The organism is Dictyobacter halimunensis (assembly GCF_036245075.1).
Genome location: NZ_BSRI01000001.1, coordinates 1079180 through 1093867, shown reverse-complemented (window position 1 = coordinate 1093867; position 14688 = coordinate 1079180). Strand labels below are relative to the sequence as shown.

Genomic DNA, 14688 nt, shown 5'->3' with positions numbered 1-14688 from the left:
GGCGTTCTGGTGCGCCCGGTGTAGGTCAGATCGAGTTTGGCGGTGTGAATCACCTGATCTTGTTATATATCCCAGAATACTTATGCTGCTAAAACACTTTTTGTGGTACACTGTATTCATGAGCTAATTCGTGATTGAGTACTGGAAGGAATCAATATACTCTCATCGTTGTTTTTTGATGTGTCTAAATCTGTAGCTTTTTCCAGGTAAGTGCTATCTTCATGAGGAGTTTATTTTGGACATACAGACTTTAGATCAAGCTCTATCTATCGTGGATGGGAAGTTGACGCTCACCGCGGATACGATTCCAGGCCTTTCTCTGCAACCCTTTTTGAGCGCTTACAATGCTGATGTGACATTGATTATTTCCAACGCCCTGAAGCAAACCACGTCTGATACCGTGACGATTACCGGTTCCTCGGCGTTTATGCGTGTGGCGACTCCCCTCGAAGTGAGGGCTGTATTTCGCATTGATGCCAGTGGCACCCCGGTAGCAGAACTTCGTTTCAACCTGATTGGAGACATACCCGGGCCGAATGCGTGGCATTTTAGCACCAGTTTCCCCGATCTACCACTCTTTCTGGACTATAGCAAGAGTCTGACTCAGCCTCAACGTAACCTGCTCGATGAACTGCAGCTTTCGAATGCCTCTTTTGTATTCACTACACAGTCCGGTATGGATGAGGTGAGCGCGGCACCCCTGATGCCAGGCCTCAACTTCATCGGCACGCTCAAGCCCCAGGGATTGCTAGGCCTCTTCGACACGCTGCTGGGCGGAGATCAGAAGGTAACGCTCTATGGTTTGATTACTGTACCGACTCCCAATCAGATTACGCCTGTCCTTCCCATTCAGACGTATCCCTGGCAGACTCAGTGGTCTGTACCCGGCATTCTTTTGCAGGCCGGGTTAGGCATTGACCTGACTATTTCAAAGCTGAAGCTAGAGAAGACATCCTTAATCATCTATACGCCGCTCACCAATGCTTGGTTGATGGCGAATGAGAGCTATCAGCCAGTGACGGCTGTGCGTGGTAGCCTGGAGATTCCCAGCGCGGCTCTTGCCGCAGATGTTGTCGCCGAGCTAACGCGGGGCTATGCCTATGTGCCGATTGTGGCGTATTTCCAAGGCGCTGATCTGAGTAATCTTACCCAGTTGGTGGATCTTGCCAACGGCAATGATCTCTTTGATCTGCTGCCAGATGAGATCAAAAATCTACTCAATCAGTCCGGGGGACTCAGTCTGGAGCGCGCGGCAATTGGTTTGTCCGATAGCGTTGCCGCCGAGGCGGTAGACTATGTCTCTGTTACCGTTGGCATGCCGAAGCTACAGTGGACGATCTTCTCGGGTCTGACCGTAGAGAGCATCGCCGCCAGCTTTATTATTAACAGTCCCTTTGTGAGTGGGGGTCGCACGGCTTCCGTGATTGTGGAGGGGAATGTAGATGTAGCGGGCACGCAACTGGATATCGCCACCCAACTTCCGGATTTCACAGTGTGGGCGGAGCTTCAGGATGGTGACACCCTGCCCCTGGCAGACTTCTTCAAGCAATATGTGCCAGAGCTGCCGGCGCCTCCCGGTCTGGCGGTGAGTGAACTGCAGCTTGTGGTAACGCCAGGGGTCGAATACTCATTCACAGCCAGAATAGATGACGATCCACCCTGGACACTGGATCTAGGCCCCACTGCTCTCTCAATTGCTGACGTGCGCCTGGCACTGACCAAACAGGAGTCAAGCAGCGCACAGGGAACTTTTAACGGCGTCCTCGTGCTTGGCCAGGATCTTGTTGAACTCACGACCAGTTATACCCTTCCGGGTGGCTTCTTCATTCGCGCGGATCTCCCAGATTTCAAACTGTCCTCCTTGATCGCGTTGTTCAACGAGATGGAGCTCTCACTGCCTGCGGCATTTGACCTCGATCTCAAGCAGTCCTACGTGTTGATCGAACAGCAGGCAGGTGGCCTGACATTTAGCGTGGCCACCGACCTTCCAGATCTGGGCCTGCTGGCATTTACGGTCCAGAAGCAGGGACAATGGGGTTTCGCGCTTGGTGTAGATCTGGCAACCGGTAATATTGCCAGGTTGCCTGGGCTCGAAATACTGGCCGCATTCGAATCGTTTGTTGGACTTGATACACTTCTGCTCGTCGTCACTTCTCTGGGAGGGCAGACGGGCTTTCAGTTCCCCGATACCGCGCACTTTAACCAGCCATCGCTGGGCACAAAAAATATTACATTACCACCCCAGGCCAATGGCCTGGTACGTGGTTTAAATATCTATGCGCAACTCTCCACCACAAACAGCGCGGGCTTTAAAGCGCTGGCCAGCTATCTTGGTATCCGCCTGGATGGGACGGTTGGCATCACCATCGCGGTGAGCCTGCCTGACCCTACCACCAACTCCAAACTTTTCCTGTCCGTCGATGAAGAGATTCAGAAGGGGACCACACTTGTCGGGGAGCTTGGTGGTCTTTTGCAGGGCAGCGACGTCGGTGCTTTCTTGACCGCGATCGTCAAAACGCAGGTACAAGGGCAGCCATTGGAGTTTGATGTTACCGCCGTCGTGCTGGAGGATGGTGTCCTTATTTCAGGTACAGTCCTGGGAACCATTCAGTTTGATACTATTCAGCTCAGTAACCTGGCGCTGATCATCGGCCTGGACTTCGAAGGAATACCGAGTCTAGGCATCGCAGCCACGCTGGACATTCGCGACTTCGATAGCAGCCTGGCGCTTTTCTTCGACTCCACCGATCCCGCAAAGAGCCTGGTAGCGGGAGCCATCAGCAATGTGACATTGCTAAACATCGCCAGGACGCTGGCCGGTCAGCAAAATATTCCCTCGGGCCTGGAGACCGTACTGAATCTGGTGGGACTGAAAGAGTTGGCCGCATTTCAGATGCCCGCATCGGTGGGTACCTCATTGGACAACCGCGACCTGGGCACGATCTCTCACGCTTTCAAGCAATATGGCAGCGTCACCATTCCGGCCACCAGCGATCGCGTGCTGCTGGTGATAAATGAAAAGGGATCTAGCTGGCATCTTACAGCTCTCTCCACCATGCAGCACTATAGCCTGATGTTGCTGGGGAGTAATATCGCCGTCGCGCTTCAGCCCCAACTCTATGTCGTGCCAGAAACGACCTTCATCGGCTCTATCCAGTATCCCCAGGGCTTTAACGTTGTGGCTGAGATTGATTTCCTGCTCATTCAGGCGCAGATCAAGATCGAGATCAGCGCCAATCAGGGGATTGTGGCAGACGTCAAGCTTGCCCCTATTGTACTGTTGAGCAAAGATTTCTTTTCGATCAGCGGTGCCAGTGATCAAGGCGGTCCCCAGTTTTCGCTGGCCACGTATAGTCAGCCAAATCTAACCGATCCCCGATTGCGCGACCCGCACTTTCTCATTACAGGAATCCTGCGCGTGCTGGGGACTGACATTGCCAGCATCTATCTGCTCATTAACGAGCATGGGCTGACCTTTGATGTTTCCGAACAGGTCAACCCACTTCTGCATGTCGAACTGCATGGCACCATTGATAGCACTCCAGACCTGGATGCCGGTGGGAGCGTTGTTGTTGGTATTCGTCGTTCGCTTGACCTTGGTCAATTGGGCAATATCCAGGTGAATGTCGATGTCAACGGATCGCTCACCGTCAGCTATAAGGCGGGAATGGCTTCCGCTACCCTGCAGGGTGGCTTTGCCTTCCAGGGTATTCAGGGCACCATTCCGACACTCACCCTGGACGCAAACAGCACGGTCTTACAAAACATCGGAGATACCATCTGGAGCCAGGTGAGCGATATCATCTCGAAAAGCTTGAAGAATCCCGATCAGTGGCTGACGTGGGTTCATACTGGCGTGATTCAGGGGGCCGGTCAGGAGGCCGGGCAGGTTGGGCAGATACTTTCAAGTGTCTATCAGCTATCGGCCGACGAGATCGCCGCCAAAACCCAGCAGATCCTTGGTTATGGTATCCAGAGCATCACTGAAGCGCTAAAGGGAGCAGGCAGCACCGCCAACGATGCTGTGAACGCGCTGAGGCGTTTGGGATTTCAGAGTGCAGACATTGGCAGGGCGATCCAGGAGGTTTTTACCAACACGCATGCCGATGTCAACACCGGCCACATCGATACGCCAGCCGGTCCCCACATAGACACGGCGAGCACCCATCTTGATATTCCCCTGGTGCATGTTGACACAACCAACCACATTGATGTGCCGAGATCTCATATCGATAGCACCTCGCATGCGGATTTTCCGGGGACGCATACCGACTTTAACACGGCGTTTGGACATGCCGACCAGAATATTACGCCGCATGGAGATAGCAATCCGCACGCCGATCAAACAACGACGCCGCATGGAGATAGCAATCCGCACGCTGACCAGGTGACAACTCCACACAGTGATACCAGTACGCAACATGTGGATAGCACCACACCGCCACATGGAGACACGAGCTCGCACATAGATGTGCAGGCCTGACTGCAGCATGATAGCCGCAAACGATTGGGGGACATCAAAGATATGACTGTAGAGTTACGACCCTTCGGGGTTGCCTGCAATATCGCCTGCCAGTATTGTTATCAGAATCCACAGCGGGAAGCGGGCAACTTTCGGCAGTCCTACCACATGGACTTGATGAAGCAGGCGGTTGCCAGAGAGGGAGGCCCCTTCACCCTTTTTGGTGGCGAGCCCCTATTGCTACCACTTGATGATCTTGAGGAACTGTTACGCTGGGGCATGCAAGAGTATGGCCGGAGCGGCATCCAGACCAACGGCATCCTGCTTAGCCCAGAACATATACGCCTGTTCAAAAAATATAACGTCCATATCGGCGTTTCCATTGATGGACCCGGTGAGCTCAACGATCTGCGCTGGCATGTGGACCTTGACAAAACGCGTCACAATACGCAGATCGCGCAGTCAAACATTGAGCGGCTCTGCCGTGAGCGGCTCCATCCTGGACTGATCGTGACGCTGCACCGCGTCAATGCCGTGGCGGATCGGCTCCCACGGTTACTGGACTGGGTACGCCAGATGGATAAGCTGGGGATACGCTCTATGCGCCTGCACCTGCTGGAGGCTGAGAACGAGCACATCCGCCAGGCCTACAGTTTAAACGATGAGGAGAATGTACACGCCCTGCTAAGCTTCGCAGAGTTGCAGGCAGAACTTCAATATCTGCGCTTCGACGTGTTGGATGAGATGGAGAACAGCCTGTTGGGACAGGATCAGCATGTTTCCTGCGTCTGGCAGGCCTGCGATCCGTATACTACCGAAGCTGTGCATGGGGTAGAGGGCAACGGCCAGTCCAGCAATTGTGGACGCACAAACAAAGACGGGATCGACTTCGTCAAAGCAGAACACCCCGGTTACCAACGTTCTATCGCGCTCTACCAGACGCCGCAGGACGATGGCGGTTGCCTGGGGTGCCGCTTCTTTATGATGTGCAAAGGACAGTGCCCTGGAACCGCGCGGCAAGGAGACTGGCGCAACCGTTCTGAACTATGCGGAGTATGGAAAAGCGTCTTTCGCCATCTCGAGGAGAAGCTGTGCCAACAAAAGCGTATGCCACTCTCCATCCATCCCTTACGTCCGGCATTGGAACAGCACATGCTGGCGTACTGGGCCAGAGGGCGCAATGTACCCATGCACGTCGCTCTGCGCGATCTGCTGGCAGGCGAGCGATCCAACACGGACATGGAGCACGGCACTGTGCAGATGCCATCCTTTGTGCGTGCAGCTTTTGTAGGTGAGGTCCAGCGGATCCAATGGCAACCGCGCCTGGAGGCGATACGCGCCGCGCTGGCCCGGCTAGGTATTCTGGCCGTAAGCAAGCAGATCCTGCCGAGCGCATTGATTAGTGTTGCTCCAGCCGAGGTCCTTGCCTGTCACAATTTTGCCGCCGCTCAGGGACTCCACACGAGGTTAGTTTCAGGCCCTCCAAGGGGGAGGCGCGAATGGATGATCGTTGGCAGCGAACGGGCCTGTACGCACTGGCAGCAAGCGTGGGAAGCAGGCAACGGAGAGGAGCTGGATGCGTTACGGGGAGCTCCCCCCTGTTGCCAGAATGCTCATCTGCAATTGAGACAAAGCGGATATAGCGATCCCGTTCACTGGCACTTACTGAACCGGCAGCCGGGAGCCGACGATCGCGAAATCCCCAGTCTGGAGATGGTGGAGATATCCGGTCCACCCGCAATAAATGTGCTGCTCCGCCCCCTTGGTCTGAACTTTCTCAACTATCAGCCGTGCGGGCCGACCTGTGAAGCGAGTCTGCGCCTGAGCGAGTCACTGATTGCCCTGGGGCGACAGGCAGGCATGACGGAGGAAATGGCTTGGCTGCTTGAAGTATTGGATTGGCCGGTCGAGTGGACTGCGCTGCATGGGATCGCTGAGATAAAAACAGGGATCATCAAGCTCGCTTACGATACCGACTACACGGCCGGGAAAGTAACCATCCACTATCGGGGGGCGCACTGGCGCCGGACGCCGCGCGTGGGCTCTCCTTTGCCTATCGTAAACCACAACATCAGCGCCGCACACTGGCGGTTCTAACAGCAACGGCACGGCTCTCCCTACCACCAAAAGAATCAACGCAAGACTGACCATCATCACGATATCGCATATAGTCATAGTTTGCTGGAGAAGAGAAAGATGACAAAAATTGGCTTTTGGAATTTACGGCACCTGAGTGATGGTTCAGACCAGGATCGAAGGAACGCGATCCAGACCGTTTTCAAAGGTTTCAAGGTTGATTATTTCTTGTTTTGTGAACTTACCACCAAATGCACGTTTCCACCCTATCAAAATCTGACGTATCGTCGCTTCAGTAATGCGCAACTCTGTTATGGCTGTCTGGATAGCAACCTTATGCATCACCCTCTGAATGGTGATTACTTTATTCCAGAAAAAACTGATACATACAAGCAGGCAGGATTTAAAGGTGGCAATGACTTTACGAATCTCGCGGATCGGGCGCTGGGGTTTGTTGGAAACGTGGGCGGTGTCGATGTGTTTGTGCTTCATGCCCCTTCAGGGGGTCAAAAAAATGGCCCGGCAGCGAAAGCCGTGTCCTTTTTGGCCTGTTCCCTCAATGAAGAATATGGCGCAAACCCCTGGCTCGTCGTAGGGGATCTGAATGTAGAGCCATTTGACCTGATACAGGCCCGGGTAGGTATCAATTTGGTGGGTCTGATTAAAGCACCTTCGGATCCGACCTACATAGGTCGGAAAAAAGACAAAAAATACGATTATGTCCTTAGCAATGTGACAAGTGGGGTTTTTGTGGATCGTATACGTTCCAGTCCGCGAGGACATGGATCAGATCATTACCCTATCATTGTTGAGTACTAGCCACCGTCCACCTGCAGAATTGATCCACCCCACCCAGCGTCTCGCGTGTGCTTGTCCGTACAGACAAACACACGCGAGATGCAAGGGAACCCATTATTTTCCACTTTTCCCCTTCGATCCTCGATATCTATGAATTATGGTGCCTTCACATCGCCGTGCTCAATCAACCAACGTACCGCCTCCTCTACCGCCTCCAGAGAGCGATAGCGCGGCGCATACTCCAGCAGCCGTTGCGCCTTCGCGATGCTACAGTTTGGACTATGGGTAATATGATCCCTGGTTAGCCGGGCCTCCTCCTCGGTCACGGTCTCGCGCCACTCCGGCCATGGCACAAAACGCAGTCGTGCTGGTTGACCGAACCAGGCCGCCATTGCTTCCGCATAGCCCCGCAACGTCAAGGCTGCTGGGGAGACAACATGGAAGCTCTCTCCGACGGCATTGCTCCAATGCGCCAGCGCCTGCATAAAGGCTTGTGCCACATCATCGGCATGGACGTGATGCACCGTCTCCAAACCCAGATTCGGCAAGGCTAACTCCTCCCCATGAGCAAGTTGGGTAAAGACGTGCGGGGTGGCATGTCCGGCCGGGTTTATCGGTGCCCATCCTGGCCCGACGATATGCCCCGGATGCAAGATCGTGGCAGGAAAGCCCGTTCGTCGCGCTTCTCCAAGCAGATACGCCTCGATCTCTGCCTTCTGAATGCCATACTCTCCAAACGGCCTACGTGGTTGCGTCTCTGTCGTCGGTACTTCAACACTGGGTCCATGGACCCAGATGGTGCCACAGAGGAGGAGATGCTGGACCTGACCACGCACCGCCTCGACAAGCTGGCGTGCACTATCGAGCGTAAAACAGATCATATCGATCACCACGTCCGGTTGGAGATCGCGTACGTGCTGCCCAAAGACTCCAGCGGCCTCCTCGCTGGCCCGATCCAACGTCACCGTCTGGACCTTAGCCCACGCTGCATGCGGTTGGTACGGTGTGGCTTTATTACGACTGATATTGATCACCTCGTGTCCTGCCATCACCAGCCGTGGCACCAGGTACGTACCAACGTGCCCACTTCCACCAATGATCACAACCTTCATGATTTTTTCCTTCCTTCGCCTGTTCGCCTGGATCAATCCCTTCACCTCTCTCAAGAGAGCTGCTTCTTGTACTCTATTAGAGAAGAAAGTGGGAGAGCAAGCACGATGGGCGCAAATGGGACTATTTCTCTAGAAATGCAGGGCAACCCATAGAAAGTCTTGCGCTCCTACAACCAGCGTTCCCAATGCACTACCTCATCAAAAGGCTTGCGCCCGTCCTTCTTGGGAGACTGAAGTTTCTGCTGTGGTACCGGATATCCAAAGGAGAGAACCACGTGAAAGTTTAGATCAGCGGGAACATTGAGAACCGTTTTGGCTTTTTCTGAAAAATGCATCCAGGTAATGCATGAGCCAATGCCGAGATCCCACGCTGCCAGTTGCAGATACGCTGCGGCCTGTCCCAGATCGAAGTCGGCCGCACCGCCTGCGTCCGAGCTGATAAGCGCAAGAGCAAAAGCCGCATGAGGGACATGATCCGCGTACTTTCCACACGCGGCTAACCGTTGCAGCGTCTCGCGATCTCGAACCACGACAAAATACCAGGGCTGTTGGTTGTTGGAACTTTGTGCACGTCGTCCCGCGTTCACTATCGTCTGTATATCCGCTTCCGATACCGCTTGCTGGCTGTATTGACGTGTTGCACGCTGTGTGCGAATAAGGTCTGCGACCAGGGCTTTTCCATGTGTCTCTTGCATGGTATTTTTTTCCTCTTTTCTTTCATGTTCTATTTAATCTGTGTAAAAGTGATATGCCTGAGGCCCATTCTTACCGTCATCAAAAAATTCGAAGGACCAGATTGGTCCTTCGAATTGTAGTTGTTCTGCTGGAAGCGCGCGCGCGTTTTATTGCTCTTCACCTACCGATTTTTGCTCTTTTGGTGAGCAGGAAACGAGGAGTGCCTGTGACGCTCTCTCAGAGGTTTGGCCATCAAGGGGCGGCAGCGCATGTACGGAGGCGGAGAAAGGTGGAGAGAGAAAGACGAAGCCGCGATTTTTACGCAATGCCGACGGAGATTGTCCGAAGACTGCTTTACACGCCTCTGCTAACTGGCGAGCCGAACCAAATCCACTCTGGTATGAGATCTCTTCCAGGCTCAGCATAGTGTTAAAGAGGAGCGGCAGCGCATGGTTCAAACGTTGCTGACGCAAGTAATGACCTGGTGTGGTACCAACCTCTTGCTTAAAGCGACGCGAAAAATAGAAAAAACTCAGACCAATTGTTTGGGCGGTGCATTCAAGGGAGAGGCAAGAGCGGCTATGACCCTCTTCTAAGAGCCGAATGGCCTGTTGTATCTCATCACTTATCGGTTCTTGTCGTGATTGCGGTAGGGCAAGAGAGGGTACGGGAAGGGGTGGTCGACCGGTAATGCGCAAAAACTCAGCTAATACAAGATGCAGAAGGAGGGAAATGATGTAGTCGGACGTTTGGTCGCCGCTACGGACCTCCTGGAGAAGGTGAGAAAGCTCACGTTGTAATGGAGGAGGACAAGGGAGAATAGCGGCAGGTGGAACCAGCAGCGGAGCGTCTGCAGAGAGTTCTTTCCACACCCGTTCGACCATCTCTGGCGGAAAGAGCGTAAAGATGGTTTCGAGTTCGGTTGAAATACGATGGGCATGTGCTACCTTCGGGCTTGTCCAGACAAGGTGAAACGGAGGCACAGGACGCCAGAGACCATCGAGATGGATTTCCTGTATCCCCTGGCAGACCAGTTCCAACGTATACATATCATCGAAGTGCATCCCTGTCAGGGTATTTCTTGGAGTCAGCGGTTCATAGCCAATGAGGCCATGAGCGTCTCTCCAGAGAACATCAGAACATGTGTTGAGAGGAACAACTGGAAGCGTATGTGGGTTCGACGTCATGACAAAGAACTCGCTCCATCGAAACTACAGCGGTAAAGGCGTGTGTATTTTATCATAGAAATTTGCACAGGGACACATTGTCAGTGCCGATGCACTCACGACTCATGAAACTTTGTGGTGAATGCCTATATATTGATTGTTGAATATCTTTTCCACCGATCCAAATCGGAAGACAAGGGGATTGCACCGGGGAAGGCAAAAAGGTCAGAGCGCCCGCGCATGCAGATATTTGGGCGGGGGCGCTCACGCACGGCTAGCAAAGGTCATGTATCATCGCGTAGCCACGACCGGTGTGTCAGGCGGGGACGATCAGGCTGTGGGTGGGTGGAAAGGAGAGCCAGACGGATTGGGCGGGCTGAAGTGGCTGATCGGTGAATGCCTGGATGCTATATTGTTGCTGGCGCCCCGCCTTGATATGGGTGCGCCAGCGGCCAGCGACAAAGAAGGTCTGGACGACCTCGCCGGTCAGAATGTTCTGTTGTGGCGCGGGTGGTGGTTCCTGGATGATGGCGATGTGGGCAGGACGGCAGACGAAGTAGTGGGAGCCGCTGTGGTGGCGGGCCTCGGGACTGACCTGGCCCGAGAGGCTGATCCCTTCGTCTTGCAGTACGAGGCTACCGGTCTCGCTGTGCCCATTGGCGAGCGCGCCGGGCAGCATGTTGGCCTGACCCATAAAGGAGGCCACGAACGAATTCTGCGGTTTCAGGTAGAGCTCGGTGGGCGTGCCGATTTGCTGCACGCGACCATCACGCAGGACGGTAATGCGGTCCGACATCGTCATGGCCTCGTTCTGGTCGTGGGTGACGTTGATGGTGGTGATCCCCAGGCGCTTAAAGAGCTGGACCAGCTCGGCGCTCATCGTCTCGCGCAGCGCGGCGTCGAGGCTGGAGAGCGGCTCGTCCAGCAGGAGCAGGCGCGGCTCGGTCGCCAGGGCGCGCGCGACGGCAACGCGCTGCTGCTGACCGCCGGAGAGCTGGTAGGGATAGCGCTGCTCATAGCCGGACAGATTGACCAGTTCCAGCAGGGTGCGCAGGCGCTCCTTGATCTGGCTGGTCGGCACGCGGCGCAGGCGCAGGCCAAAGCTGATATTCTGGGCCACCGTCATATGCGGCCAGAGCGCGTAATCCTGAAAGACCATGCCCAGGCTGCGCTCCTCGACCGGCAGTCCACGCCTGCCATCAAAGAAGACGCGCCCGCCGACCTCGATATAGCCGCTATCGGGTGTGACCAATCCGGCCAGCATGCGCAGGATGGTGGTCTTACCGCAGCCCGAGGGTCCCAGCAGAGAGAGCACCTCGCCCTCCCGCACCTCAAGGTCGAGATCAGAGACTACCTGCCGTGATCCGTATGTTTTGTTCAACTGTTTGATCTGTAGATACATAGACTTCTTTTCTCCTCCGCTGCCGTTGCAGCAAGCGGTTAATTAACCATGGCAGGAAGCGAATGACCAGCAAGGCCAGGGTAACGATCCCCACATTCAACATCGCCAGAGCCATGCCGGGTCCCATCTGGAAGTTGTCAAAGAGGGCCACGATCTGCACCGGCATCGTCGGCTGTCCCGGTGGGTAGAGCAGTTCAGAGGCCGCCAGCTCAAACATGGTGCCGGTAAAGACCAGCAGCCAGGTCGAAACCAGGCTGGCCCGCAGCAAGGGGGCAATGATGCGGGCCAGCAGAGGAAAGAGGCCAGCCCCCTGGACGCGTGCTGCCTCCAGCATGGAGGCGCCCACCTGTTCCAGCGCGCCCAGGCTCAGGCGTGTCGCGTAGGGAAGGCTGCCGCCCATATACGCGGCCAGCAGGATCCAGACAGTGCCATAGAACTGGATGCCATCCACGCCGCCGATCCCGACGAATTCGAGGTAAGGGGCGTTCCAGGCGAAGATATAGCCGCAGGCCAGCACCAGTCCCGGCACCGCGATCGTCACCAGGGTCACCATGCTCAACAGCTTGCGTCCAGGCAGGCGCGTATAGCGCATCACAAAGGCCAGTGGCAGGCCGATCAGGGTGGTGATGGTCGCGTTGCCCAGGGCCAGCCAGGTCGTACGCGTCAGAGCGCCCAGATCATCGGAGTTGCGTCCCAGCACCGTACGATAGTTGTCTAGCGTCCAGTTACTCGAAACCAATCCCTGGCCGGAGGCGTGCAGCAGAGAGAGCAGCAGGCACATGCCCAGCGGGATCACCAGGGCGACCAGGAAGAGCAACAGGCAGAAAATGGCCGCCGGCCACTTCCATGCGCCCAGTTCCAGTGTGCGCGCCGGCCGGCTCTTGCCGCTGATAACCTGGAACGAGCGCGTGCGCAGGGTCGCCGACTGGATAAACATCGCCAGGCCGATGGCGATAAACAGCAGCAGCGAGAGGGCCGCCGCCAGCGAGAAATCGACCGGCGAGGTATTGATGGCGCTATAGATCTGGTAGGTGATCAGGGTCACATTGGCGTTCTGCGCGATCGTCGCCGCTGTGCCGAAGTCCGAGATAGCTTCGGCAAAGGCGATCAGGCCGGCCGCGAAGATAGCCGGCAGCAGCAGCGGGACATTGATGCTCAGCCAGGCGCGCCACGAGCGGGCACCAGAGATGCGTGCCGCGTCCTCAAGCTCCGATCCCAGCCAGCGCAGAGCCGCCGTCACCGAGATATAGACGTAGGGGAAGGACTTCAGGCTCAGCAGCGCTACCACGCCCACCGGCGAAAAGAAGGTGCTGATGAGGGCATCCGAAAAATGCAGATAGTGGTCGGGGATGCCGCCGCGAATAAAGAATAGCGACCACGCCTCGCCAACCAGGAACGAGGGCGTAAAGAAGACGATCCAGACCAGCGTATCCATGGCGCGGCGCAGCGGCAGATCGGTACGGCGCGCCAGCAGTGCCAGCGCCGTGCCCAGCACACAGGCCAGAAAGGCCGTGATCAGGCCCAGCCAGAGCGAGTTCAGGAAGGCCAGGTAGTTGTGGGGCTGGCGCGTCAGCGCCCGCAGCGCGTCCCAGCCCGGAACCAGGTCGGGGTTGGGCGTATAGAGGTTGGGGAAGACACTCTGCAGGATAATCGCAGCCAGCGGATAGACGATCAGCAGCAGGAGCAGCAGCAGCGGCACCCCGATCAGCAAGATCTGACCGAGCAGGCGCAGCAGGCTGCCGGCGCGAAAACGAGAAACAGGTATGGCCGCATCCGCGACCATACCCTGTTCCTGTTGAGCATCCGCCACTACTGAACGATGTTGTCGTGGAACCATTGCTTCAACTCTGTTTCAACTCCAGCCCATTTGGGCACATCCAACGTTGTAAAATTGATGCCAGCGCTCTGGCGGCTCACCAGCGGGGTCACGCCCTTGACGATGTCGATGAAGTAGGTATCGCCATCGGTCGGATCGTGGTGGGTCATTACGCTCTGGCCCTGGGCAGATAGGACCCAGTTGACGAACTGTTTGGCGCAGGCCTGGTGGCGACTCTGGGCAGAGACCGCGATCTCGCTGGGCAGCGCGGCCACACCGGAGGTCGGGTAGATAACGCCCAGTGGCTGGCCAGCCTTGGCGGCCGCGTAGTACGCCGAGTCCTGAATGATGGCGAACTCGCGAGCCCCGGTTTCAACACTATTGAGTGTCGGATCATTGGTCTGAAAGATTTTATCGCCGTTGGTCTTCAACTGCTGGAAGAACTGTTTGGCCTGATCCTCACCCTTCATCTCCTGGGCGACGCCGGCGATGAACGGATAGGCGGGTCCAGAGTAGGCAGGATCATTCTCGGCCAGCAGGTTCTTATAGGTGGGCTTGGTCAGATCGCTCCAATCTTTGGGCAGGCCGGCCGCGGGAATGTGCTTCTTGTTATAGACGATCACGCCGGCGGCTGTTACGCCGGTAGGATAGTAGGCATGGTCGGTCGGGACGTTTTTGCTGCCCAGATCAGTATAATTATCGAGGCCGGCGGAGTCCCATTTCAGCAGATACTTCTGGTCATCCAGGGTCTGCATCGTCACATTGCCATCGAACCAGACCACGTCCCAGTTCGGATTGTTGCGCTCCGCCGAGATCTTAGCCAGCAGATTGCCGGTGCTATCATCAACCAGCTTCACCGCGATGCCGGTTTGCTTCTGGAATGCCTTGGCCATATCCGAGTCATAGCCCTGGGCTGAATACAGCGTAAGGCCGGTGCTTTTATTGCAGGTTGCCGCTTTGCTATTGTTGGAAGACGACTGGGCTGAGGGAGTGCTGCAGGCGGCCAGCACAGAAAGCAGGCAACCCAGCAGGCAGACCAACCGCAGTTGGGAGTCGAACAGGCCACGCATCTGTCGGCGAGAAAAATAACGCATCAGAGTAGAACTCCTCTGTTTGAATAAGCAAGATACAGATTAAAAATAGTCAAGAGACACAATTGTTGTTTGATGTCCTAATTGGTC

The 14688-nt window shown here is 55.7% G+C and carries 9 protein-coding genes; 3 read left to right on the top strand and 6 right to left on the bottom strand.

Annotated elements, in window-relative coordinates; genetic code table 11:
* Positions 1 to 235: 235 nt before the first annotated feature.
* The 3 genes from AABA21_RS04335 to AABA21_RS04325 all read left to right on the top strand — a co-directional run bounded on the left by AABA21_RS04335 (position 236) and on the right by AABA21_RS04325 (position 7357).
* The gene (locus tag AABA21_RS04335) at positions 236 to 4483 is read left to right on the top strand and encodes a hypothetical protein (RefSeq protein WP_338247764.1); all 4248 of its coding nucleotides are present in this window, start codon (positions 236 to 238) and stop codon (positions 4481 to 4483) included.
* Positions 4484 to 4525: 42 nt separating this feature from the next.
* Positions 4526 to 6559, top strand: coding sequence for a radical SAM protein (locus AABA21_RS04330; protein WP_338247763.1), 2034 nt, complete (start codon positions 4526 to 4528; stop codon positions 6557 to 6559).
* A 99-nt stretch (positions 6560 to 6658) separates the two neighbouring features.
* Positions 6659 to 7357, top strand: a complete 699-nt coding sequence (locus AABA21_RS04325) for an exonuclease/endonuclease/phosphatase family protein (protein WP_338247762.1) — start codon at positions 6659 to 6661, stop codon at positions 7355 to 7357.
* A 134-nt stretch (positions 7358 to 7491) separates the two neighbouring features.
* Here AABA21_RS04325 and AABA21_RS04320 read toward each other — a convergent pair whose 3' ends face one another.
* The 6 genes from AABA21_RS04320 to AABA21_RS04295 form a co-directional block, all read right to left on the bottom strand.
* Positions 7492 to 8448, bottom strand: coding sequence for an NAD-dependent epimerase/dehydratase family protein (locus AABA21_RS04320; protein ID WP_338247761.1), 957 nt, complete (start codon positions 8446 to 8448; stop codon positions 7492 to 7494).
* 167 nt (positions 8449 to 8615) lie between these two features.
* Positions 8616 to 9143, bottom strand: coding sequence for a nitroreductase family protein (locus AABA21_RS04315; protein WP_338247760.1), 528 nt, complete (start codon positions 9141 to 9143; stop codon positions 8616 to 8618).
* Between the two features lie 147 nt (positions 9144 to 9290).
* Complete coding sequence (locus AABA21_RS04310) at positions 9291 to 10310, bottom strand: helix-turn-helix domain-containing protein (protein WP_338247759.1); 1020 nt, start codon at positions 10308 to 10310, stop codon at positions 9291 to 9293.
* Between the two features lie 295 nt (positions 10311 to 10605).
* On the bottom strand, positions 10606 to 11691 hold the full coding sequence (locus AABA21_RS04305; protein ID WP_338247757.1) for an ABC transporter ATP-binding protein: 1086 nt from the start codon (positions 11689 to 11691) through the stop codon (positions 10606 to 10608).
* On the bottom strand, positions 11633 to 13528 hold the full coding sequence (locus tag AABA21_RS04300) for an ABC transporter permease (RefSeq protein ID WP_338247756.1): 1896 nt from the start codon (positions 13526 to 13528) through the stop codon (positions 11633 to 11635). Before AABA21_RS04300 ends, AABA21_RS04305 begins: the two co-directional genes overlap by 59 nt.
* Positions 13501 to 14601 carry an ABC transporter substrate-binding protein gene (locus tag AABA21_RS04295; RefSeq protein WP_338247755.1) on the bottom strand — a complete coding sequence of 367 codons (1101 nt, stop codon included), beginning with the start codon at positions 14599 to 14601 and terminating at the stop codon, positions 13501 to 13503. Before AABA21_RS04295 ends, AABA21_RS04300 begins: the two co-directional genes overlap by 28 nt.
* Positions 14602 to 14688: the final 87 nt, after the last annotated feature.

Bases quoted from the DNA above. Each gene is read 5' to 3' on its own strand.
- AABA21_RS04320 (WP_338247761.1), bottom strand. From the start codon at position 8,448: ATGAAGGTTGTGATCATTGGTGGAAGTGGGCACGTTGGTACGTACCTG.
- AABA21_RS04325 (WP_338247762.1), top strand. From the start codon at position 6,659: ATGACAAAAATTGGCTTTTGGAATTTACGGCACCTGAGTGATGGTTCA.
- AABA21_RS04300 (WP_338247756.1), bottom strand. From the start codon at position 13,528: ATGGTTCCACGACAACATCGTTCAGTAGTGGCGGATGCTCAACAGGAA.
- AABA21_RS04315 (WP_338247760.1), bottom strand. From the start codon at position 9,143: ATGCAAGAGACACATGGAAAAGCCCTGGTCGCAGACCTTATTCGCACA.
- AABA21_RS04295 (WP_338247755.1), bottom strand. From the start codon at position 14,601: ATGCGTTATTTTTCTCGCCGACAGATGCGTGGCCTGTTCGACTCCCAA.
- AABA21_RS04310 (WP_338247759.1), bottom strand. From the start codon at position 10,310: ATGACGTCGAACCCACATACGCTTCCAGTTGTTCCTCTCAACACATGT.
- AABA21_RS04305 (WP_338247757.1), bottom strand. From the start codon at position 11,691: ATGTATCTACAGATCAAACAGTTGAACAAAACATACGGATCACGGCAG.
- AABA21_RS04330 (WP_338247763.1), top strand. From the start codon at position 4,526: ATGACTGTAGAGTTACGACCCTTCGGGGTTGCCTGCAATATCGCCTGC.